Genomic DNA, 23771 nt, shown 5'->3' on the forward strand with positions numbered 1-23771 from the left:
CTAATTCGGCATTGTATTGCTATCTTTGAGCTAGTTTTTCCGCTTTTCTTAGATGAACCGTTCCCGCATTGCCCTCTTTTTGCTGCTTGTTTTCGCCCTGACTGGCGCTTACTTCGTTTGGAAGCCTTCGGCGGAGGTGCCAGCTGCGGAAGTTAACCTTGTAGAAACGCCTGATTTCAAGGCGGATTCTGCCTATCAATTTATTGCGCAGCAGGTGGCTTTTGGCCCGCGTGTTCCGGGTTCGGAGGCGAGTCAAAATACTCTGAAGTTTTTGGTTGCCAAATTAAAATCCTACGGCTGGACCGTGACGGAGCAGCCTTTTACGGCTTTCCGCTACGATGGCAAGAAATTACAAGGCACGAATATCATCGCGCAATTCCAACCAGCCATTGCTAAACGTATTTTGTTATCGTCCCATTGGGATGCGCGCAGCATTGCGGACAAAGATTCAGTGCGTAAAAACGAACCGATCGATGCGGCAAATGATGGTGCGAGTGGTGTGGGGGTCTTGTTAGAAATCGCGCGCAATTTGCACGAGGCTAAGACGAAACCCGCGGTGGGGATTGATATCGTCCTTTTTGACTTAGAAGATCACGGGGAACCGGAAGATTATACGGGCGAACACAAGCCGAATAGCTGGGCTTTAGGGTCACAGCACTGGGCTGCGAATTTGGTTCCAGCGAACTACCGCCCCTACTATGGTATCTTATTAGATATGGTGGGTGGAAAAGGCGCGATGTTCCCGCACGAGGGGACTTCGATGCAATATGCGCCGGGAATTGTACGCTCGGTTTGGGCGACGGCGGCGGATTTAGGATACAGCCATCTGTTTGTTGATCAGGATGCCTTCGGGATTTCAGATGACCATACGGCTGTAAATGAAATTGCCAAAATTCAAATGATTGATTTAATCGATTTACGCGCGTCGAATGGCGGCTTCGAGTTTGGAAGCTTTCACCACACGCATGCAGATAATTTAGCTAACATCGACAAATCGACCCTGAAAGCGGTCGGCCAAACACTTTTACAGGTTCTATACCGAGAATAATCCATGGAAGAAACAAACTTGCAACAGGTTCATTTAAATGACCTTCACGTATCGCTAGGCGCTAAAATGGTGCCCTTTGCTGGCTTTAACATGCCCGTATTGTACACAAACCTGATCGAAGAGCACCTAGCTGTGCGCAATTCGGTAGGTGTTTTCGACGTGAGTCACATGGGTGAATTCTTCTTGAAAGGGGATCGCGTTTTGGACTTCCTTCAATACGTGACTTCGAACGACGTTTCTAAATTAGTGGACGGAAAAGTGCAGTACAGTTGTTTGCCGAACAATGAGGGAGGTATCGTCGATGACTTATTAGTCTACCGCGTGAACGAAACCGAGTACATCTTGGTCGTGAACGCATCCAACATTGAGAAAGATTGGAACTGGATTTCCTCACACAATACCTTCGGGGTAGAGATGGTGAATCGCAGCAACGAATATAGTTTATTAGCGGTGCAGGGGCCAAAGGCGATTTTGGCACTACAAAAATTAACAGCTGTTACTTTAGCGGACATGCCGTATTATACCTTCAAAATAGGTGAAATGGCCGGTTTCTCTGACATCATCATCTCAAACACGGGTTATACCGGCGCAGGTGGATTCGAGATTTACGTGAAAAACGAAAACGCCTTAGCGATGTGGAACGCGATCTTCGAAGCAGGCGCAGAATTCGACATCAAACCGATCGGTTTAGGTGCGCGCGACACGCTGCGTACCGAAAAAGGCTATTGCTTGTATGGACACGACATCGATGACACGACGTCGCCGATCGAGGCTGGTTTAGGCTGGATTACTTCATTCAACAAAGAATTCATTATGAAAGACCACCACGCCGCAATTAAAGCGAATGGTCCTTCGAAAAAATTAGTCGGTTTCGAAATGATTGAGCGCGGCATTCCTCGCCAACATTACCCGATTTTAAACGCGGCAGGCGAGACGATTGGCGAAGTAACTTCAGGCACGCAATCACCCTCTCTTTCGAAAGGTATCGGGATGGGTTATGTGAGCACGAAACACACGGGATCTGAAATCTTTATCTCGATCCGTGACAAAGCCATCAAAGCCGAAATCGTCAAATTACCGTTCTTATAAAATGAAGAAAATCGACGTCTGTTTATCGCCGGACTTGATCCATTTATATGATTTATCCTCCGTGGCGGTGGTTGTGGTGGATATTTTCCGCGCGACGTCCTGCATGGTGACTGCTTTTGCGAGCGGTGCGGCGGAGATTGTTCCAGTGGAAGAGGTCGAACTTTGCCAGCAATATGGTGCTAAAGGGTATTTGACGGCGGCGGAACGCAACGGGGTTACTCCTGCGGGTTTTGACTTTGACAATTCCCCTTTTTCGTATCAAGTAGAGAAGGTGAAAGGGGCCAAAATTTGCGTCACCACTACGAACGGTACCGTGGCAATTCGTCGGTCGAGCAGCGCACCTGCAGTCTATGTGGGGGCTTTCTTGAATATTTCCCGAGTGGTCTCAGCACTGAAAGATTGGAACGGAAACGCCTTAGTCGTTTGTGCTGGCTGGAAAGGGAAACCTAATTTAGAAGACACTTTGTTTGCGGGGGCCTTAATTGATGCCTTAACAGGTGAATACGAAGCGGCAGATGATGCTGCTTTGATGGCCTGGAAACAATATAACCTAGCCTCGAATGATCTATTAACGGCGGTGAAGAATTCTTCCCACGTGAACCGCCTATTAGGTTTAGGCATTGAAAAAGATATCGCGTTTTGTTTAGAATTTGATCGGTATTCCGTACTTCCTAGATTGGAGGGAGATGCCCTAAGATTAGTATGATATTATATAGCACCGAACACAAAAGCCCTAATGTAAGCCTAGAGGAGGCTATTTTCCGTGGTCTTCCCCCGGACAATGGCTTGTATATGCCTACCTCCATCCAACCATTGCCGGCTTCGTTTTTCGAAACGATTCAGGACCGCAGCTTGCCAGAAATTGCAATCGCGGTGTGTGAAAATTTGCTCGGGGATAGCCTAACGTCTGCGGAGATCAAGAAGATCATCGATCAATCGATGACTTTCGAGGCGCCTATCGTTTCCTTAGAGCCGGGCACGGAGGTTTTGGAATTATTCCACGGGCCATCGATGGCGTTTAAGGATTTTGGCGCGCGCTTCATGGCGGCGATCATGTCGCACTATTTGTTGAAATCGAAACGTGAAATCCGCATTTTGGTGGCCACTTCTGGTGACACGGGTGGTGCGGTAGCGCAGGGTTTTTTCAACACTCCAGGCATCTCGGTGACGATTTTATATCCTACTGGAAAGGTATCCGATATTCAGGAGAAACAACTAACGACGTTGGGCGGAAATGTGACCGCATTAGAAATTGATGGCACGTTTGATGATTGCCAAAGATTAGTCAAACAAGCCTTCCTCGACGAAGAACTTCGCTCCGCTTTCGATTTAGCGTCTGCTAATTCCATCAATATTTCTCGCTTAATTCCGCAGTCCTTCTACTACTTCGCGGCTTATGCGCAAGCGAAAAAGAAAGGTTTGAATGCCCCGGTGGTATTTAGTGTGCCATCTGGAAATTTTGGAAACCTAAGTGCTGGATTGATGGCCTACCGAATGGGTCTTCCGGTAAAAGCATTCGTGGCTTCTTGTAATGAGAACCACCCGGTAGCCGATTACCTGCGTACCGGCGAATACAATCCAGTTGCCTCAGTGGAAACCTTATCGAACGCGATGGATGTGGGTAGCCCTTCTAACTTCATTCGGATGCGTTTACTGGCAGGTGACGAATGGTCTCAAGTGCGCGAGATTATTAAAGGTTACTATACAGACGATCAGAAAACACAGGAAATCATGGCCGACGTATTTGCACGCACTGGCTATGTGATGTGTCCACACACGGCTGTTGCCTACGATGGTTTGCAACAATATGCGGCTGAATATCCGGGCGAAATCACGGGAATTCTATTGTCTACCGCCCATTACGCGAAGTTCTTACCTACCGTGGAAGGGACATTAGGCGTTTCCGTTCCGGTGCCTGCTCGCTTAGCGGAGCTTTTGGATAAAACAAAAAAGTCCATCCCCATGGGGACGGACTTCGCTGAATTTAAGGCTTATTTATTACAATAAAGCCTTGAATTTTTCTCTTTCTTGGTAAGCGATAATCGCTGATAATACCATTAAAGCCACGCCTACACTAGGTGCATGTGCTAAGAACAATTCGAATAACAAGATATTTACGGTGATTGGGGCTAAAATCGTTAGTCCTAAAGCACGCTTGCTCGGGAATAAGATCAAGGCTCCTCCGATTACTTCTAATACTTTGATAACCTTCAAAATTCCTGAAGAGAACAATACACCCATGAATACACCTGGATCTCCAGTCATAGGTGGCTGTGCAACGAAGTTAAAGAAGAAATTCAATCCTCCGAACAAGAACAAGGCTCCCACGAGAACTGAAGGCAATAAGTCGAGTACTTTTTTCATACGTATGTTTTTTGGTTATGAGTAAATTTATATTATTTAATTGAATGATGCAAAATCTAGCGCGCGTAATTGCAAGGTTCGATTCCCTAGGTATTCATTTACTTCCAAATGATAGACCAGTTTAATGGGTAACCGCTGCTCATAAGCGGCACATAATCCGTCATAAAAATCCGCTTTCATTCCAAAGCCTACTACCTCAAGGCCCCGCTCATCTGGCGTAGAACCCACGTAAATTTTCAGATGCTCTTCCTTCATGACAAAAGGACTTTTCGTTACAAAAACAGGTCCTGAAACGAAATTAGGCAACATATTTCCTGGGCCGTATGGAGATAGACGAACTAAGAGTTTATCATAAAAGGACAGACTTAAGGCCTCTAAGGGAATCTGAATATCGACCGGCAAATCCGCTTTCAGCGAGATATTCGCCAAACCCTCCTGCGCAATTCGTTCGAATTTCTCGATGAAGGCCTGCAAATTATCCGGTTTCAAATGCAAACCTGCCGCGTGCGTGTGCCCTCCGAATTGCTCTAATAAATCCGCACATTCCTCTAATGCGTGGTGTACATCAAAACCTCGAACAGAACGCGCAGAACCCACTAATTGTCCGTGTGATTCCGTTAAAATAATCGTAGGTCTAAAATACTGGTCCTGGATCTTGCTGGCCACAATACCCACCACGCCTTTATGCCAGGCCGGATTAAATAATACGGTGCTACGTGCTGAGAGTAGAAAATCATTCCCTTCAAACATCGCCAAAGCCTGCCCCACAATCTCCTTCTCCACCACACGGCGATCCAGATTCTGTTGAATCACTGCCTCCGCCAGCGCCTCCGCCTCTTGATCATCCGCAGCTAACATTAATTTTACCGCTCCATGGGCGTGGTCCATTCGACCGGCCGCGTTGATGATAGGTGAAATCGAAAAGACGATATCAGAGATTTGAATTGGCGCTTTCTTCTTCGCCTTTTTCAATAGATAGGCGAGTCCTGGACTTGGATTGGAACCTAATTTAGCCAGGCCAAAAAAGGCCAACACCCGGTTCTCCCCATTCATCGGCACAATGTCCGCTGCGATACTGCAGGCTAGCAGATCCACCGATTCCCATAAAGGATCCAATTCTAAGTCATTCGCTATCGCAAAAGCCATCATGAGTTTAAAGCCCACGCCAGCACCGGTTAATTCTTTGAAAGGATAAGGACAATCTTTTCTTTTAGGATCTAAAACCGCGACTGCATCTGGAATCGTGGCCTCTGGTAAGTGGTGATCACAGATGATAAAATCGATTCCGTTTTCGTTGCACCAAGCCACACGTTCGTGGGCTTTGATACCACAATCGAGAGAGATGATTAACGTATAATCATTGTCTTTCGCATATTGAATACCGGCCTGCGAAACGCCATAGCCTTCCGCATAGCGATCCGGAATATAGTAGTCGCAATCCGCGCCTAAAATACCTGCGAGATAACTATAGACTAACGTTACCGCCGTCGTACCGTCCACGTCATAATCACCGTAAATCAGGATTTTCTCTCCAGATTCTAGGGCAAGTCCAAGGCGCTCCACCGCTTTGTCCATATCCTTCATCAGGAAAGGGTCGTGCAGCTGGCTAATTTCTGGAACCATGAAGTCCTTTACTTCTTGGAAAGTCTTGATCCCTCGTGAAACGAGTAAGGACAAAAAATACGGATTCTTTAAGCCCAAAGCCTCCCCTAACGCTTCCACCTCCGCTGCCGGCGGTGCGGGCACGTATTTCCAATTCTTTTTTGGCTCCATCTTATAAAATTTCTATTTCTACGCGGCGGTTGATTTGGCGTCCTTCCTCGGTGGCATTATCCGCCTTGGGTTTCGACTTACCATAGCCTTTCGTTTTAATTCTTACTTGATCAATTCCCCCTTTCAGTAAATTTTCCTTCACCGCATTCGCCCGCTCTAATGACAATTTATTATTGATCTCGTCCGATCCCGTGTTATCCGTGTGTCCACTGATCTCGATGACCAAAGATGTATTCTCTTTCATTACTTGCAAAATACGCTTCAATTCTGGCTCCGATTCAGGCTTCAAAGTCGCCTTACCCAGGTCAAAGAATAAGTTATTAATCGTCGCCGTATTTCCTTTCATGAGCGGTACCATCGACAGGTCGCGGTCATCTAATTCCAAATAACGGCCTCGCATCGTAGTCAAATCGAGATTCGTGGAAGTGGGGATCAGGCCTTTAGCCTTCGCCGTAATTCCATAGTTCTTTCCATAAGGAAGGACCAATTTGTATTTACCCGTGGTCGGATCCGGCTTAGCCTGACCTAATACTTTCCCGTTTGATAAATCTTCATACGTCACCGAAGCATCCTCTGGCACTTTACCTGTTTGCTGATTTAGCACCGTCCCGGATAATAAAACCACTGGATCTGACTCTTGGGAAGTCACGGAGCGGGTGGACCCATTGACTGGGCCGCGTTGCAGCGACTCTTTGACTGAGCCGGAGACATCCGGCGACCCTTTGACTAAGTCACTGGCGGCACCGCCGACCTGTGACGACTCATTGACTACGCCAGAGGCGTCAGGCGACTCGACTGAAAGTCGAAATATATCCTTCTTCCCTAGCGACCCCTTACCAGACATAAAATAGGCATAATCGCCCTTTGCCGCGATGGAATAATAGGCATCGTATTCATCGGTGTTGATGGGGGAACCTAGGTTTTGAGGTTTGCGCCAGTGTTGCCACGTATCGTCTAAACGACGTGTCAGGTAGATATCTTGACTTCCTTGCCCTCCCGGACGATCGGATGAAAAATAGAGTGTCTTTCCATCGGCTGATAAAAAGGGGGTGGTCTCCGAGTATTTCGTATTAATTTCTTCGCCTAATTCGAGTGGTCGCGTCCAGCGGCCCTCCTCAAAAAAGCTAACATATAAATCGTCATCTTCGCTGTTCTTCTTACGAGCAAAAGCCAGTAAAATCGCCTTCCCATCCATCGTCAAATACCCGTATTCATTCTTCCCTTTGCTCATTTGTTCGTAGCCCGGGATGTCGACTTTGACGGGAACGGTCCAGCCGGCGGTTGTTTTATTTGAGATGGAAAATCCGCGAGTTTCGTAGGCGCCATTGACATAGGCTCCTTTTAAAAGGATGGTTTGACCATCTGGTGAAATCGATAGAATGGTGTTGTATTGATCTCGATTTAGGACCTCTGAAAGCCGTCTGGCTGAACTCCAGGTGTCCCCTACTTTTTCAGAGAACCAAATATCCTGGGAACCCGAAATCGTTTCGGAGCCTTTCACTCCATAGCGATTAGCTGGGTGGTTTTTACGTCCAAAATACAGCGTTCTTCCATCCGGCGAGATCACCGGATTTAGCTCTGAAAATTCTGAATTCACGGCAGAACCTAAGTTCTCCGGGGCTTTTTGGGCCATCAGAAATCCCGACATCAATAAGAAGAACAACAGCTTTCTCATCCCACGTAAATCCACTTCTTCTCCATCTTCTCTGGCTCATACGCCATGATCCAATCCGCTAATTTTTCTGGATCTGATTCCACTTGCAGGGCATCCATATTCGGTTGCTTCAAGAATCCTTCGTCCACCATGTGTTGAATTTGCTTCAATTGGTGGTCAAAATAGCCATTGATATTAAATACCGAAACCGGCATCTCATGTAGGTCTAATTGCTTCCAGGTTAAGATTTCGAACAATTCGTCCAAAGTCCCAAAGCCTCCTGGCATCGCAATGACGCCATCCGCCATATCGGCCATCAAAGCTTTACGCGTGTGCATCGTATCCGTCACATGCAGTTCTGGCAAACCCTTGTGTTTCACTTCCCATGGTTCCATGAATTGAGGAATCACACCGATAGCGTGACCGCCTAAACGCAAGAACTCATCGGCTAAAACGCCCATCAACCCCACGCTTCCAGCGCCAAAAATCACCTGGCAACCATGTGCATGTAAAGCCTGCGCTAACTTCACCACTTGCTCCGCGTAAACCGGATTATGGCCTTTCGAAGACCCACAATAAATCAATATTTTTTTAGACATGTACTAGTTCTTTTAATGCTTCCTCGAAGCGGACAAAGGTAAAGGAAAAGGCGGCGTCTTTTTCTATTTTGGCCGAAGACACACGGCTACCTCCCAGCACTAAACAGGCCATCTCGCCTAACACCAGGCGAAGTAAAAACCCTGGAATAGCAGGTAAGAAGAAGGGTCTGTGCAATGCTTTGGCAATTTGCTTATTCATTTCGCCCGCCCGAATCGGTTCTGGAGCTACGCCATTATAGACTCCTGAAAGGCTGGAATTTATCAATAACTCGTTAAATATTCTCACAAGGTCGTTAATATGAATCCAGGATTGCCATTGCTTTCCCGAACCTAAATTAGCCCCCACGTAATACCTGATTGGCTTCGAAATAACGGGGAAAATGCCACCATTGGCTCCCATCACTAAGCCGATGCGGACTTTAGCCAGGCGAATACCTAGGGTGGCGATTTGGTCGACTGCCTCTTCCCATTGTTTCGTGCAATCCGCTAGAAAATCCAAGCCCGCAGGAGAGGTTTCCACGCATTCTTGCTCGCCCGTATCAGCCCCATAAAAACCGATGGCAGAAGCAGAAACGACGGTCTTAATGGAATGAGGAATCGTCGATAAAGCCTGGTATAAAACCGCGGTGCTCCGCACGCGGCTGTTAATTAATTCTCTTTTGCGCGCGGCAGACCAGCGTTCATCCGCGATGCCCGCCCCGGCTAAATGCACAATCGCATCTACGCCTTCGAAAGCCGCTGGGTCGATGTAGCCATAGGAAACATCCCATTGGAAGTCTCCACCAGATCGGGATAAAATCACCACCTCGTGGCCCTGAGTCAGCAAAAATTGCTTCAGAGCACCACCCACAAAACCTGTACCCCCCGTGATGAGAATGCGCATATTAGTTTCCTTTTTTAATCGCTTGGTAAATCACTTCATTGATTCCCGTGCGAATGTTCATATCCGAAATTTTGGAATTATTCCGCGTCGGATAAACCCTGTTCGATAAGAAGACGTAGACCAAATCCTGCGTAGGATCAATCCACGTGTACGTTCCCGTAAAACCTGAGTGGCCGAAGCTCTCCGGACTTGCCGACGCAGCCGCCGAAATACCCGCCTTATTGCGATCCACTTTGTCAAATCCTACCCCGCGACGCGCATTTTCAGCCGCACTAAATGGATACGAAGTCCACTGTTTGATGGTGGATTCTTGAATGAATTGCTGACCACCGTAATAGCCTTTTTGGAGGTACATCTGCATCAATTTCGCTAAGTCATTCGCATTCCCGAACAAGCCCGCGTGACCTGAAATCCCGTCTAATAAGGCAGCGCCCTCATCGTGCACCTTTCCGTGAATCAAGGTCTTGCGGAATAATGAATCATATTCCGATGGCACGATACGTGCTAATGGAAAATGCTTTTCAGCCTGATACACTAAAGTCGATGCACCTAAAGGTTTGTAAAACGAATCTGCTAAAAAGTCCGTCCAAGGCTTTCCGGTCATACGCGGCGATTCAGCTGGCAACAAATAATACGATAAATCCGAGTACACATATTCCTTCTTCTCGCGCAACGGACTTTCCTTAATCGCCGTCATAATCTGCTCTTTCAAGGTCTTGTGTGCCCATAAAGTAGGCGCCACCTGCGTAGGGTATTCCTCGGATTGCGCATAAGATAAGGTAAATGGCTTCCAACGTGTCACATCTTTCGTGATGTCTACGAATTCTTTCCACATGGCCTTCTGGTCTGTAATATTTTTCTTCAAACGCGCTTCCCCAGAGGCTGGGCTCAAGAATCGTTCGATGTATTTGTACTTCACATCGTCCTGCGTGTATTTAGCTTGGAATTTCTTGCTGTGAAAAATCATATCGGTACTATCGATATAGTCCATCCAGAACTGAATCCAAGCTTTCAAGCGAGCCTGATGCGTTAACACATCTTCGTATAAAAGTCCGGATTTATTCGATTTAGCAAAAGAGGGAACGAGTTGTCCCATCGTCGTTTTCAAAGAGAATTTACCTTCATCCTGCCATCTCATCAAGGCCGGAACGGAAGTTGAAATCTTGGTAATAGAAGCTAAATCGAAGATATCAGAGGTCTTCAGTGGAACTGTCGTTTCGTATATCTGGTTGCCAAAAGCTTTGTGGTAAATAACCTTCCCTTCTTTGGCAATCAACACCACCACACCAGGAGCGCCCTTCACCGCGATCGCTAATTTCGCCATCGAATCCACTTTTGCATGTAAATAAGCAGACGAAATGCCCACCGCTTCCGGAAGTAAATTGTATTGCAAACGCGCTAACGAAGTCGTCGTCAAACCCATTCCCTGCTTATAGCTCGCGTTCAAACTAACCGGTAATTTCCCCGTCGCCGGAATCGCCCCAAAAACAATCTCCGCCGCCGCTTCCTGCTGCGTTATCCCATCCTGATAAGCTGTCATCAAGGCTCCTGCGTTCTTCAAACTGTCAAATTGTGTCAACGTATTCACGTTCGCAAAATGAATCGCCACCGTTTTAGGCGTGGCAAAACGGTTCACCAAAGCCTTGATTGCTGGCTTCAAACTGTAATTATTCGCCGGGCGAATCGAAATGCTGTGAATCCCCATCAACACCACATCGTAGTTTTTCAGGGTATTTTCGATGCGTGTAATCGTCGTATCCGCACTCGTTTCGTCTACATAGAAATGAGGCATTTCGACGTAGTTGTTGGCCATTTTTTGGAATTCTGTAGGAAAAGCAGCACCGTAAGATGGCTTCCCGATCGCTAAAGTCGCGATACGTGTTTTGTCCAACGCTTTAATCGGAACTAGCTCGCCCGGATTCTTGATTAACGTAATCGACTTCTCTGCTAATTCGCGGTTCAACACTTCACTCTTAATCGGATTCAAATCCTTCAACAAGTTCTCCACGACGATGGGTTCGTAGTGGGCAAGTCCCGCCCAGGCTTTGGCATGTAAAATACGTTTAACCCGCTGATCGATATCCTCTTGCGAGATTTCGCCGTCCGTTAACGCCTTCTTAATGGCATCAAAAGCCGCCGGAACATCCACAAATGTTTCTAAAATATCATTACCGGCAAGGATCGCCTTCACGTTCGCTGTGCCTTCTGGGAACATTTTGGTCGCCCCTTTCATATCCATCGCATCCGTAAACACGAGGCCTTGGAATTTCAATTCATCGCGCAATAAACCGGTCACAATCGGCTTAGAAAGCGTCGAAGCTAAAGACTTCGTTGTATCTAACGCCGGTAAATTCAGGTGAGCCACCATCACGCCCTGCAAGCCATTCGAGATCAATTCTCGATACGGGTATAATTCCAAACTATCCAAGCGCGCACGCGAGTGATTCAAGACCGGAATATCAAAATGAGAATCCACGCCTGTATCGCCGTGGCCTGGAAAATGTTTCGCTGAAGTAATGATCCCCGCTTTTTGGAGCCCTCTCATATAGGCCAAAGACTTCGCCGTCACATCCTCCCGGTTCTCCCCAAACGAGCGGAAATTAATCACCGGGTTCAACGGATTATTGTTCACATCCACCACTGGCGCATAATTAATGTGCACGCCCATTCTCCTGCATTGCTCCCCTATTTGGACGCCCATTTTCTCGATCAAAGCCGTATTTCCTTGCATCGCACCTAAAGTCATTTGGTATGGAAAACGGAACGTCGAATCCAAACGCATCGCCAATCCCCACTCTAAATCCATCCCGATAAACAGCGGAACCTTCGTTCTATTTTGTAATTCATTCACTAACAGCGCCTGCTTCACCGGATGTCCTTTAAACAGCACAAAGCCTCCCACGTGGTAGTCTTTCACAATGGAATACAAACGCGTCGTGTCGTAGGTATCCGCCACATTTCCACGGGGCATCAATAGTTGACCGATTTTCTCGTCTACACTCAAGGAATTGAAAACGGAATCCACCCATTTTTGCTGGGTATGCGGGAATAAATCCTGTGAAAAGGCCTGGAAACTTAAAAGGAAAAGCAGTAATCCGGTGCTGATTTTTTTCATAGCAAGGTTAACATTCATATAAGGTGTGAAAATACGCTAAATGTGGGAATCTTCTGAAATATCCGGCCTAATTTTTCGTGCTAATTTTCATTCCACGGAAAGCATTCGTAATTTTAGAACTTAAATGATGAACGTATGAGAAAAAAAATTGTTGCAGGTAACTGGAAAATGAACAAAACGGCGCAAGAAGCATTCGTTTTGGCTACTGAAGTAGCAGAATTAGTGAAGTCTAGCGTTTCCGCGGATGTTCAGGTGATTATGTCGACACCGGCTTTGTATTTAACAGGTGTAAATCAAGTCATTGAGGGCATTCCAAATTTAGCCGTTGCAGCCCAAAACTGCCACGAAAAAGCCTCTGGCGCTTACACAGGAGAGATTTCTGCTCCCATGTTAGCTTCTGCTGGCGTACAATATGTCATCTTAGGACACTCTGAGCGTCGTCAATACTTTGCAGAAACAAACGAGCAATTAGCGGCTAAAACAGACGCAGCTTTGGCAAACGGCTTAACGCCTTTATTCTGCTGCGGCGAAAGCTTAGAAACACGCGAAGGCGCAGATTTCTTAGGCCACGTAGCACAACAATTAACAGAAAGCTTATTCCACCTTTCAGCGGAGGAATTCAGCAAAGTGGTCATCGCATACGAACCCATCTGGGCAATCGGAACCGGTTTAACCGCTTCTTCAGATCAAGCACAAGAAATGCACGCCTTTTTACGTGCACACATCGCTAAGAAATATGGCCAAAGCGTAGCCGACAGCATCTCTATCCTTTACGGCGGAAGCTGCAACGCGAAAAACGCGAAAGAATTATTCGCTTGCCCAGACGTAGACGGTGGTTTAATTGGTGGCGCTTCTTTGGTTGCGGCTGATTTTATTACGATTGCTACTTCTTATTAGCAAAGCCGAGCTTTGCCCATAAGAAGCAAAGACCAAAGTTCAAAGAGCAAAGTTCAAATGTGGCATCACCTGTGGCGATAATAGTATTTGGGCTTTGCTCTTTGCTATTTGATATTTCTCTCTGAACTTTGATATTTGGTCTTTGAAATTTGCCTCTGAACTTTGCTCTTTGAACTTTGATATTTGAAAAGATGGAACACGTAATCGCATTCGACGCAGACGATACCCTTTGGGTGAACGAACCCTATTTTAGAGAGACAGAAGACAAATTCTGCGCGCTCTTAGAAGATTATTTACCCGTCCACACCACCGGTCAAGAGTTGTTTAAAGTCGAGATGAATAATCTTGCACTCTATGGTTATGGGGTCAAAGGTTTTATGCTTTCCATGGTCGAAACCGCGATTCAAGTTTCTGGCGGAACGATGGGGCTAGACGGAATCGAAAAGATTCTGAACCTAGGCAAAGAATTACTCGAACGCGATATCGAAATTTTGCCCGGCGTCGTCGAAGTTCTACAATCCTTACAAGGCAAATACCGATTAGTCGTGGCCACCAAAGGCGACCTATTAGATCAACAGCGCAAACTAGCTAAATCCGGCTTAGAGCAATATTTCCACCACATCGAAATCATGTCGGATAAGCAGGAAAGCGATTATTTAAAACTGATCAAACACCTCGATGTCGATCCCGCTCATTTCACGATGATAGGAAATTCATTAAAATCAGATATCCTACCGGTACTCGCAGTAGGCGGACGCGGCATTCATGTACCTTACCATACAACTTGGGCTCACGAGGTGGTTTCGCACAAGGTGGAGCATGAGAATTTTAGAGAGGTGGAGGCTTTACGATTAATTTTAAATTTCATTTAAAATTAATCGTAAAGTAAAGCACAAAGAATAAAGAATAAAGGTGGCATCGCCTGCGGCGATAACCTTCGTGAAATGTTTTAAAGCATTTCATAAAACATAAAAAATGGGGCCTCGGCCCCGTTTTTTATTCCAACTTTATTCTTTGTACTTTCAGTTGATTAAACAGTCATTATTGTTTCAGAAGTCACATAAAACTTTCTTCCATCGACTTGTTAGTCAGACTTTTGTATGCGCGGATCAATACAACATGTCCAGGGTATTTCATCATAAAATCTCTTAATGCATTAAAATTGTGCTCTTGGGTTAGTATTGCCAATTCAAGTTCTTTAGGTTTATAATTCGGTTGAATTTGGCCAAATAACACTGGGAGTATATACCACAAGTATTTATTTCTATTCTTTTTCAGCCAAGGAGCTTTTGCGTCATGAACATTCGCTTCTAAAATTTTCTTAAACTTATCCTCAAGTTCTCCTGCCAAATGAAGATTTGTGACTTTTCCTGTTTTTTCAACTTTAATTACAACCCAGGCTGATTGCAGTTTTATTGTAGAATCAATAATTAACCCTTTTGTCAAGAATGATCGTAATTTTTCTGATTCAACATGTTCATTGAAATTAGTAGAATTTATTTGTATTTTTTGAGAGAAGGCTCCCAAAGCAATGCTAATAAAATAGAGTGTAATTATATATTTTTTCATTTTTTGTTTGGTTAGTTACAATAATGCCCAAGGGTAGATTTATTAAACCTATAAATATCAATTGCCAGGTCTATATCTGTATATCTTCTAGTAACGAAACCACCAGTTACTGTCACATAATTATTAGCATTTTTAAGACCTGCAATGAATAGATTTTCAGCAGAAGTTTTATCTATATTATAAATTTTATTTAAATATTCCCCTGCTGGTTTTACATATTTTTCTAACATTGTTACGTGATCTAAATCTTCCGTCTTTCCAATATTAGCGTGCAAAACTTCATGAATTAGTACGGATGCTATAAACTCTTGCGAAGAACTTGAGAGTAAACTTTCACTTAATTTTATAGTTTTTGTATTAGGGTCATATAGCCCCAATAAAGGCTTCTGGGTTATTAAATCTTTCAGACTATTTTCCTGAGTAAAATTTAACTTAATTTTTGGATTAACTATAAATTTATTAATTATGTCTCCAATTTCCCCATAAAAATTGTGAGCTCTCAAATCTGCCAAAACCTTTGAAAAACATGGATTGGTAAACTTATCTTCAAATTCGGTAATATTATAATCGACAAAACCATATTGTGAATTACCCCCACCATAATTTCCTGCATTAAAGTAGCCCGCTTCAAAATAATAATTAAAAGTATTCATGTCGAATCTGGTATTCCCAAAATAAAATCCACCCCCTCCTTGGTTTAATCTGGGTGCACTAATAGTAACGTTTTCTAATAGAATGCCGAGTATTTCTTCAATAAGCATCCAATCTATCGGTGTATCAAAATTCATTTCGCGCATCGGTGTAGCCTTTCCTTTAGGGGTAGACGCACTTTTCTTTCGGATAAATCCAGATCTTAACGTTTTTCCCTCTGCCGTCTGAATCACGATTTGCATATCGGTACTATTTAATCTATTGTAAGACTTGTACCATCCATGTCTTTTTCCTCCTAGCTCAAAAGTAATAAACTCTTTGTATCCAGATGCTGTCTTGACAGGAGCAGCATATCCTTTAATACTATCAGGCAGCATAATTGGAATAGAATTATTCCATTCAATCAAATTGGCCTGATTTAACTTATCATTTTTTGTTGCCCACGTTTTTAATTCAGAAATGGTCTCAACAGAAGAAGGTCTTACCTCATCCAATGTAGCTTCCTTACTACATGAATTCAACAACAAGAGAGAGAATAATCCGAATAACAGTTTGAAAAAACCTTCGGGGGTTAAATGAATAACTCGAAATTCACTTAAGGTTAATAGTACTTTGTTTTCCATAATAAAAGATGTTTTATCTCGATCTTAGCTAGGCCAAAATAGAGAATGGTGAGATCATCCATCAGTAGGATGATTTAAACAAATTATGATGGGGGAGAACAGGATTATTGAAACAGAAAAAATTCAACAATACGAAGTAAAATAAGTGGTTGTCTATTCTGAATTGAGTTTCACCACAGGATTAAAAGTACCCTTAATAATTGAAGAAACAATTACAATCAAAAGAATGCACGTAGAATATCAGTTATCTGGTATTTTTAAAAAGTGCTAGGTTCATAGAGCAAAGTTAGCATCGCCTACGGCGATAACATTCGTGAAATGGTTTAAAGCATTTCATAAACCATAAAAAAGGGGCCTGAGCCCCGTTTTTTATTCCAACTTTATTCTTTGGTATTTGCCTCTGAACTTTGAACTTTGGTCTTTGGTATTTGCTAAACCCCTTCCGCCACCACTTCCTTCACCCCCGGAACCATACGCGTTAATAACGCTTCGATTCCTTGCTTTAGGGTCATGGTTGATGATGGGCAGCCAGAGCAAGAACCTTGCAATAAAACCTTTACTTGGCCAGTTGCTTCGTCAAACGAGTGGAAGGTGATCGCACCACCGTCGGATTCTACTGCTGGACGAACGTACTCATCTAGAGCTTGCTTGATTTGTTTGATAGCTGGCGTGTCGTTAGACTGATCGTCAGCAATCGCTGCTTCTGGTAGAGAGAAAACGGGTTGTTTCTCCTCGAAATATTTCTTTAAATAGGTCTTGATCCCGAATAACTCATCTTCCCAAGCCACTGACTCGGATTTTGTTAAGGTGATGAAGTTGTTCGTGATGAAAACGCGGGATACGAAATCAAAGCCAAAAAGAGCGACAGCTAGTGGAGAGTTTTTCTCCTTCGTTAATCCGTCGGCTGGTTGGGTGTAATCGAATGACATCCCTTCTGGTAGTAATTCCATATTGAAGACGAACTTCATGGAATGTGGATTAGGGGTAGATTCCGTATATATGTGGATAGTAGTCGAAGTATTCATTCCAGTGTATTTAAAAGGAGGGGTATTTTAAAATCTAGAACAAAGGTACGGCCTATTTGGTTTCCAAAAAACAAAAAAACCCGGCATTTTCATGCCGGGTTCTCTATGTCAAATAACGAAAATTACTCAGCTTTCGCCGCTTTTTTCGCTGGTGCTTTTTTCTCTGCTGCTGGAGCTGCTGCTTTTTTCGCAGGAGCTTTCTTAGCTGGAGCCTCCGCTGCTGGAGCTGCTTCTACTGCTGCCTCAGCTACTGGTGCTGGAGCTGCTTTCTTAGCTGGAGCTTTCGCTGGTGCATCTGCAGGAGCTGCATTAGCTGAAATAGGTAAAACGTGAACGAATGAACGTCCTTTGAAACCTTTTTGGAACTTAACAACACCATCCGTTAAAGCGAATAATGTGTGATCTTTTCCGATTCCTACGTTTAAGCCAGGATTGTGAGCAGTACCACGTTGACGAACGATGATATTTCCTGCAATGATTGCTTGACCTCCAAATAACTTAACGCCTAATCGTTTTGAATGTGATTCGCGACCGTTTTTGGATGATCCGGCGCCTTTCTTATGTGCCATGTTATTATTTATTTATGCGTTCCGAAGAATCGCTTAGTTTAAGACTTATTTTACCCTTATTTAAGGTTAATTGATTCAATCAATACTTTCGTCAAATCTTGACGGTGACCATTCATTTTTTGGTAGGTCTTTCTACGCTTTTTCTTGAAAACTAAAACTTTCTCGCCACGAACGTGTGCAACAATTTTAGCTGTAACAGTGGCTCCAGCTACTGTGGGAGCTCCTACGGAAATCTTTCCGTCATTGTCAACAAGTAATACCTTGTCGATAACCAGTGCAGCGCCTTCTGCTCCCGCTAAACGGTGAGTGTATACAGAACGGTCTTTTTCTACTTTAAATTGCTGCCCGGCAATTTCTACGATTGCGTACATTTTTACTGTATTTAAGTGAAACAATCCCACGAGGCTAGTGATTCAAGACAAATGAAAAACTTTTAAAAGCCTTTTAAATGGGGGTGCAAATCTAAAAATTAATTCGCTTAATAGCAAACACTATTCATAAATAAATTCTCCGTATTCGCTACTGATGGTCAGCTTCTTAGTCGCTGAGGCTTCTACGCGGCCCACGATTTGGGCAGGAATACCAAAGGACTGGGAGATGCGGATGATTTCATCCGCGTGTGCTGGATTCGCATAGACTTCTAAGCGATGGCCCATGTTGAATACTTGGTACATCTCTTTGAAGCTAGTTCCGCTCTCTTTTTGGATCAAATCAAACAGCGGAGGAATCGAGAACAAATTATCCTTAATCACGTGCAAGTTGTTCACAAAGTGCATCACTTTCGTCTGCGCTCCACCGGAACAATGCACCATTCCGTGCAAATGAGGACGTAATTCTGTTAGTAAAGCTTTCACGACTGGCGCGTAAGTACGCGTAGGGGAAAGGATCAATTGACCTACGTTTAAAGGGGTTCCTGGAACCGCTTCCGTTAAGTTGCGAGAGCCGGAATACACTAAATCCGAGGGAACAGATGGGTCAAAGCTTTCTGGGTATTTGTTCGCTAGGTATTTTCCTAACACGTCGTGACGTGCGGAAGTCAAGCCATTGCTGCCCATTCCGCCATTGTACGTGTTTTCGTAATTCGCTTGGCCGTCTGAAGCTAAACCGATAATCACATCGCCTGCTTGGATATTGCCGTTTGAAATGACGTCTGAGCGCTTCATGCGACCGATGACCGTGCTATCCACGATAATCGTGCGCACTAAATCGCCCACGTCTGCCGTTTCGCCGCCAGTGGAGTAAATGCCGATGCCGTTATCGCGTAACATTTGTAAAACTTCTTCGGTTCCGTTGATGATTTCGGCGATGACCTCTCCTGGAATTAAGTTCTTGTTGCGACCGATGGTGCTGGAAAGCAACATTTGGTCTGTGGCGCCCACGCAGATTAAATCGTCCGTGTTCATCACTACGGCGTCTTGTGCAATGCCTCGCCAGACGGAGATGTCACCCGTTTCTTTCCAGTATAAGTAGGCCAAAGAAGACTTCGTCCCCGCCCCATCCGCGTGCATAATGTTGCAATAGTCCGCATCACCGCCCAAGATATCTGGGGAGATTTTGCAGAATGCCTGCGGGAAAAGACCTTTGTCTAAGTTCGCAATGGCTTTGTGAACATCTTCTTTCGAGGCAGAAACGCCTCGTTGCATGTAACGGTCTGACGACATCGTAGGATCAGTTTTAGGATATTTTTAATTGGGCAAATTCTTTCGCAAAATAGGTCAAAATGACCTGAGCTCCGGCGCGCTTCATCGAAAGCAAGCTTTCTAACATCGCTTTTTCGCCATCGATCCAGCCGTTTGCTGCGGCTGCTTTGACCATCGCATATTCGCCTGAAACGTTGTAGGCGGCGATCGGTAAATTCGTATTGTCGCGGAGTAAAGAAATGATGTCTAAGTAGGCCAAAGCCGGTTTGACCATCAAGAAATCTGCTCCTTCTAATTCATCTAATTCCGCCTCGCGAAGGGCTTCGCGACTGTTTGCGGGGTTCATTTGGTAGGTCTTTTTATCGCCAAATTTAGGCGCAGACTCTAACGCATCGCGGAAAGGTCCGTAAAAAGCAGACGCATATTTCGCACTGTAAGCCATAATACCCACATTCGTGAAACCGGCATCGTCTAAGGATTCGCGTAAATAACCCACGCGACCATCCATCATATCCGATGGACCGATCAGTTTTGATCCGGCTTGGGCTTGTGCTATGGCCATTTTGGCCAACACCTCTAACGTTTCGTCATTCAAAATCTCGCCGCCGCGAACAATCCCATCGTGTCCATCCGAACTGTAGGGATCCATCGCCACATCCGTTAACATCGAAATCTCCGGAAAACGGCTCGTCACGGCGTGAATGGCTTCTAAATACAGGCTACCTTGGCGGTGCGATTCAGTCGCTAGCGAATCCTTGCGGTCCTCAGCCACCTGTGGAAAAAGGGCGTAAGAGGTAATTCCTAGGTTTAAACACTCCTCGATTTCTTTCAATAAAAGGTCGGTCGTGTAGCGGTAAATGCCCGGCATCGACTTGATTTCGGTTTTCGTAGCAGAACCATCCATCACAAAAAGAGGGAAAAGTAAATCCTTCACCGAAAGGCGATTTTCCTCCACCATCGTGCGGATAGCGGCACTGGAACGGTTACGACGCGGTCTATTCAACATAGGAATTGATTTTGAACCTGCAATTTAGGCATAAGCCCTGATTCCGCAATGAAAAAGGGGGATTAAAGGAGGCGATCGTTCAAATTCCGCAATTGCTCTTGCAGGTCGCGAACTAAGCCTACACAAGCATCAAATTCATAGCGAAAAACGGGTTCATTGGAACCACCAGGATCGGCAACGCCGGAGAAATGGGGATAGTCTTTGGACTTAAAAAGAACCGACAAATCTGCTTCTAAAATTCCTGCGATTTGCTTCATGCGACTCAGGGAAGGATCCGTCAAGCCGCGTTCGATTTTAGAGTAGGCAGATACCGTAATTCCTAATTCCGAGGATACATAATCTTGGCTATAGCCTATATCTATCCGGGCTTTTCGAATTAAAGTAGCAAATTCTTTCATTCCGGTAAAATTCTAAAACTCTGAGGATAATTCGTAGCTACTGAAAAGACAAAACTTCTACTTTCAGGACAAAAAGCGCAATCAAAAGGCGTGTTTTTCAATTAAGGTCCAGCCTTTCGAAATGTCCTGCGCGAATTGCAGGCCGGCGCTTTCGAGAATGCCCTGTAAATCAGCGGTAATGTCAGTTGTTGTTTCCACGAATTGATGGAAAAAATCTTGTAAAGATTCGCCATACGTTTCCTCGCAAATCCGGATGAAGTCGGCTTTCGTGTAGCCTTTTTTCAATGCCCCAAACTCCGCGTTCATTTTATGCATTACTTCTTTTAACGACTTGCCATTTTTTGCCTGTAATTTTAGGTCCAAAGCCAAAGCCACCACCGCTCCCTTATAATAAATGGACGCGCGCTTAGAAGGCAAGCTCACCCCGTAACCGTCCAGCCATAAATCGATCGAACTTTCCTCTAGCGACTGCTGCGCATTCGCGTCGCGATCAAAATGTAACTTCAAGTTGCCTAATAAACCGGCCAGGTATTCTTGCCGATTCCAAACGCCCGACTCATACAAAAACCAATCCCCAAGATAGGTCGTAATTCCTTCCACGACCCAGCCGGTGGAAAACGGCACCTCTCGGTCGTATGCATAAGGAAATAGTTCCTTCGGGCGAATCGTCGCAATGTTCCAAACGTGAAATAATTCGTGCGAACCTAAGCCGATCAAGTCTTCATAGGCATCGCGGTCCGGCGGTCCCATCACCATCATCGTAGATTTTGTGTGCTCCACCCCGTGGTAATAGGGCGTAGGACAAACCCAGAGCATATAGTGGTATTCTTTGACGGGGAAAGTGCCCATCCAGTCGAGCTGGGTTTGGGTGAATTTTTCGTAGGCGTCTGTCAGTTTTTTCGTCAAAGCCTGGCGCGATCCCACTACATCGATCGCAAATTTCACGCCATTGCATTTCCATTTATGTTGAAAGATGGCCGGGGCGGCGATGTAAGGCGAGTCCACAAGCTCGCGGTATTTTCCACCGTTTTTGAAAGTACAGACACTCTGCCAGCCAGCTGGTTTTTCAATCTGGATTTCGCAACGCTCGTTTTCACGGCCCTTGACATACAGAAGACAATTGATGAAATTGATATAGAGCAAGTCAGCCTCCGCCACAGATCCGCCGGCATCGGGTTGATTCGCATAATAGCTGTAGCGAATTTCGACGGTTTCTGATGCTTCTAAGGTCCAAATAGAGGAAGCGATTTTTTCGATGGGTATGGAAACACCCCCACTAAAAGCCTTTAAAACCGGAATGTTTTTCGCAAAGTTTTGAGCCTGGTAGCGGCCTGGGCGCCAAATAGGTAATTGAATCACCTGTTTGCCCGGTTTACGTGGGGTAAACTGAAAGGTGATGTCCAGATAGTTCGGCTTTTCAGCCAGCTGAATGTGATAGCGATTAAGCATTAGGCTAATACTTCTTGTAGGATTTGCAAGGAACGAATCTCTCCGAAATTTTCCATGTGCAATTGATAATAATTAAGCATTCCGGCCAATAATTCTTTGCGTTCCGCCCGGTGCAGCACAATGGGATGCCCGTAATCCGCGTGAATTAAGGCGTCTAATTCCGTAAAATTTGGCACGATGCAGCCGGCGGCTTTCAGTTGCTGGTAGAATTCTGCCGCATTGCCTGCCCCAAAACCTAAAAACGCCGCTAATTGCCACAGAAACTGCAAATGGAAATTTTCGAAATGTTCTGAAGCGCGATCCAGATACTGCATGGAATGGCTCAAGAACTCAAATAAAGCGGGATTTGCCTCCTCTTCTTTTAAAACTTTACTCAATACTTCGGAGAGGAATAAGGCAAGAGAAGACTTCGCGATGTCGAAGGGGATGGCTTGGTAGGGGAAGAAACATTTGGCCTCTGAAATCCGATGCAACCCCTTTCCCGGCTTGTGGTAGACTTCTAAGTCTAGCAAGGTGAGCGGTTGGAAGAGGGCCATTTTATGCTTGGCTTTGGCAGAACGCACCCCATTTTCGATGTAAGAACTGATCCCCATTTCCGCGGTGTAGACGTTCACCAAGATCGAGGTTTCCCGATACCGCATATAGGAAATGACGATGCCTTGGGTTTTAGTTAGCATTTGGGTCGGCCATCGGAATACCAGTAGCTTCCGAAATTCGTTGGCAAATTTCTTCGATTGAATCTGATTCTTTAAAGCGAATCGGGTCTTTGAACTCCACGCTCAAAGTCGTGTTACGTTTCTTTAAGAAGAAGCCTTTCTTGTCAAAGGCGCGGCGGAAACCGTTGATTTGGACAGGAACGACGATGGGATTTGCGGCCTTAATGAGGTGCGCAGTTCCTTTTCTGATGGGGGCAAATGGACGCGTAGTTCCTTGTGGGAAACTAACTACCCAGCCAAAATTTAGGCCTTTAATAACCTTCGCTTGGGCTTCTAAATCTACCTCCCGCTTTACATCCTGGCCATGTGCACGCCAGGAGCGATTCACTAAAATAGCCCCGGCTAACGAAAATACCCGGGGTAAAAAACCATCCTCCTTCATCGTCTCTAATGCCGCCACGTAAAAAAGCCGAGAACGCGGAGCCAGTAAATAAAAAGGAAAGCGAATACTGTTATTCACCCGCCATTTCACGGAGAAAAAGATGTGGTAGAGGCAAATCACGTCCATAAAGTAGGTTTGGTGATTCGATAAAAACAGAACGCCTTCGTGTGGTAAATCGATGATTTTTTCAGTCCCCTTAATCTCGGTTTTATTGTAAATGCTCAAGCGAGCAAAGGTTAACCAGCCTAGAATAAACACGATGATTCGTTTCATTCCGATCGGGTTCCCAAACGGGTCACGACGCACCAGACCCCAGCGGTC

At 45.1% G+C, this 23771-nt stretch carries 22 protein-coding genes and 1 pseudogene; 6 read left to right on the top strand and 17 right to left on the bottom strand.

Annotation, left to right across the window (positions count from 1 at the left end):
* The first annotated feature begins 52 nt into the window (after positions 1-52).
* Genes EWU21_RS03970 through thrC form a run of 4 tightly spaced genes read left to right on the top strand, consistent with a single transcriptional unit; the run spans position 53 to position 4144 of the window.
* On the top strand, positions 53-1048 hold the full coding sequence (locus tag EWU21_RS03970; protein WP_130895513.1) for a M28 family peptidase: 996 nt from the start codon (positions 53-55) through the stop codon (positions 1046-1048).
* Positions 1049-1051: 3 nt separating this feature from the next.
* Complete coding sequence (gene gcvT / locus EWU21_RS03975) at positions 1052-2137, top strand: glycine cleavage system aminomethyltransferase GcvT (RefSeq protein ID WP_130895514.1); 1086 nt, start codon at positions 1052-1054, stop codon at positions 2135-2137.
* A gap of 1 nt (position 2138) precedes the next feature.
* Positions 2139-2843: a 2-phosphosulfolactate phosphatase gene (locus EWU21_RS03980; protein ID WP_130895515.1), complete on the top strand. Its 705-nt coding sequence runs from the start codon at positions 2139-2141 to the stop codon at positions 2841-2843.
* Positions 2840-4144, top strand: coding sequence for a threonine synthase (gene thrC, locus EWU21_RS03985; protein WP_130895516.1), 1305 nt, complete (start codon positions 2840-2842; stop codon positions 4142-4144). Before EWU21_RS03980 ends, thrC begins: the two co-directional genes overlap by 4 nt.
* Here thrC and EWU21_RS03990 read toward each other — a convergent pair.
* From EWU21_RS03990 to EWU21_RS04015, 6 genes are read right to left on the bottom strand one after another with little or no spacing between them, the layout of a single operon-like run.
* Positions 4136-4501: a hypothetical protein gene (locus tag EWU21_RS03990; RefSeq protein WP_130895517.1), complete on the bottom strand. Its 366-nt coding sequence runs from the start codon at positions 4499-4501 to the stop codon at positions 4136-4138. The two genes, thrC and EWU21_RS03990, sit on opposite strands and share 9 nt — an antisense overlap.
* Before the next feature lie 36 nt (positions 4502-4537).
* Complete coding sequence (gene recJ / locus EWU21_RS03995) at positions 4538-6274, bottom strand: single-stranded-DNA-specific exonuclease RecJ (RefSeq protein ID WP_130895518.1); 1737 nt, start codon at positions 6272-6274, stop codon at positions 4538-4540.
* Between the two features lies 1 nt (position 6275).
* Positions 6276-7949, bottom strand: coding sequence for an OmpA family protein (locus EWU21_RS04000; protein WP_130895519.1), 1674 nt, complete (start codon positions 7947-7949; stop codon positions 6276-6278).
* On the bottom strand, positions 7946-8527 hold the full coding sequence (locus tag EWU21_RS04005; RefSeq protein WP_130895520.1) for an LOG family protein: 582 nt from the start codon (positions 8525-8527) through the stop codon (positions 7946-7948). The genes EWU21_RS04000 and EWU21_RS04005 overlap by 4 nt, the downstream gene beginning before the upstream one ends.
* Positions 8520-9410, bottom strand: a complete 891-nt coding sequence (locus EWU21_RS04010) for a TIGR01777 family oxidoreductase (protein WP_130895521.1) — start codon at positions 9408-9410, stop codon at positions 8520-8522. The genes EWU21_RS04005 and EWU21_RS04010 overlap by 8 nt, the downstream gene beginning before the upstream one ends.
* Before the next feature lies 1 nt (position 9411).
* Positions 9412-12525, bottom strand: coding sequence for a glycoside hydrolase family 3 N-terminal domain-containing protein (locus EWU21_RS04015; RefSeq protein ID WP_161566470.1), 3114 nt, complete (start codon positions 12523-12525; stop codon positions 9412-9414).
* Between the two features lie 135 nt (positions 12526-12660).
* Here EWU21_RS04015 and tpiA point away from each other — a divergent pair, with 135 nt between their 5' ends.
* Together tpiA and EWU21_RS04025 are read left to right on the top strand one after the other, a co-directional pair.
* On the top strand, positions 12661-13422 hold the full coding sequence (gene tpiA, locus EWU21_RS04020) for a triose-phosphate isomerase (RefSeq protein ID WP_130895523.1): 762 nt from the start codon (positions 12661-12663) through the stop codon (positions 13420-13422).
* 191 nt (positions 13423-13613) lie between these two features.
* The gene (locus tag EWU21_RS04025; RefSeq protein WP_130895524.1) at positions 13614-14294 is read left to right on the top strand and encodes an HAD family hydrolase; all 681 of its coding nucleotides are present in this window, start codon (positions 13614-13616) and stop codon (positions 14292-14294) included.
* A gap of 184 nt (positions 14295-14478) precedes the next feature.
* Here EWU21_RS04025 and EWU21_RS04030 read toward each other — a convergent pair whose 3' ends face one another.
* The 11 genes and pseudogenes from EWU21_RS04030 to EWU21_RS04080 form a co-directional block, all read right to left on the bottom strand.
* A complete protein-coding gene (locus EWU21_RS04030) occupies positions 14479-14991 on the bottom strand; it encodes a hypothetical protein (protein ID WP_130895525.1) in 513 nt (170 codons plus the stop codon).
* Between the two features lie 11 nt (positions 14992-15002).
* Positions 15003-16265 (bottom strand): hypothetical protein, encoded by a 1263-nt coding sequence (locus EWU21_RS04035; RefSeq protein WP_130895526.1) that lies wholly within the window; start codon positions 16263-16265, stop codon positions 15003-15005.
* A 431-nt stretch (positions 16266-16696) separates the two neighbouring features.
* Positions 16697-17290 (bottom strand): NifU family protein, encoded by a 594-nt coding sequence (locus EWU21_RS04040; RefSeq protein ID WP_130895527.1) that lies wholly within the window; start codon positions 17288-17290, stop codon positions 16697-16699.
* A gap of 311 nt (positions 17291-17601) precedes the next feature.
* A pseudogene (gene rpmA, locus EWU21_RS11340) lies at positions 17602-17859 on the bottom strand (50S ribosomal protein L27); the annotation flags it as partial.
* A 56-nt stretch (positions 17860-17915) separates the two neighbouring features.
* The gene (gene rplU / locus EWU21_RS04050; RefSeq protein WP_130895529.1) at positions 17916-18230 is read right to left on the bottom strand and encodes a 50S ribosomal protein L21; all 315 of its coding nucleotides are present in this window, start codon (positions 18228-18230) and stop codon (positions 17916-17918) included.
* Between the two features lie 120 nt (positions 18231-18350).
* On the bottom strand, positions 18351-19520 hold the full coding sequence (locus EWU21_RS04055; RefSeq protein ID WP_130895530.1) for an AIR synthase related protein: 1170 nt from the start codon (positions 19518-19520) through the stop codon (positions 18351-18353).
* 13 nt (positions 19521-19533) lie between these two features.
* Positions 19534-20505, bottom strand: coding sequence for a porphobilinogen synthase (gene hemB / locus EWU21_RS04060; protein ID WP_201738087.1), 972 nt, complete (start codon positions 20503-20505; stop codon positions 19534-19536).
* 62 nt (positions 20506-20567) lie between these two features.
* Positions 20568-20903 (bottom strand): helix-turn-helix domain-containing protein, encoded by a 336-nt coding sequence (locus EWU21_RS04065; protein WP_130895532.1) that lies wholly within the window; start codon positions 20901-20903, stop codon positions 20568-20570.
* A gap of 81 nt (positions 20904-20984) precedes the next feature.
* Positions 20985-22352 carry a M61 family metallopeptidase gene (locus EWU21_RS04070; protein ID WP_130895533.1) on the bottom strand — a complete coding sequence of 456 codons (1368 nt, stop codon included), beginning with the start codon at positions 22350-22352 and terminating at the stop codon, positions 20985-20987.
* Complete coding sequence (gene recO, locus EWU21_RS04075) at positions 22352-23029, bottom strand: DNA repair protein RecO (protein WP_130895534.1); 678 nt, start codon at positions 23027-23029, stop codon at positions 22352-22354. The genes EWU21_RS04070 and recO overlap by 1 nt, the downstream gene beginning before the upstream one ends.
* Positions 23019-23723 carry a lysophospholipid acyltransferase family protein gene (locus EWU21_RS04080; RefSeq protein WP_130895535.1) on the bottom strand — a complete coding sequence of 235 codons (705 nt, stop codon included), beginning with the start codon at positions 23721-23723 and terminating at the stop codon, positions 23019-23021. Before EWU21_RS04080 ends, recO begins: the two co-directional genes overlap by 11 nt.
* Between the last annotated feature and the right edge of the window lie 48 nt (positions 23724-23771).

Source organism: Aquirufa antheringensis (assembly GCF_004307425.1).
Taxonomy (GTDB): Bacteria; Bacteroidota; Bacteroidia; order Cytophagales; family Spirosomataceae; genus Aquirufa; species Aquirufa antheringensis.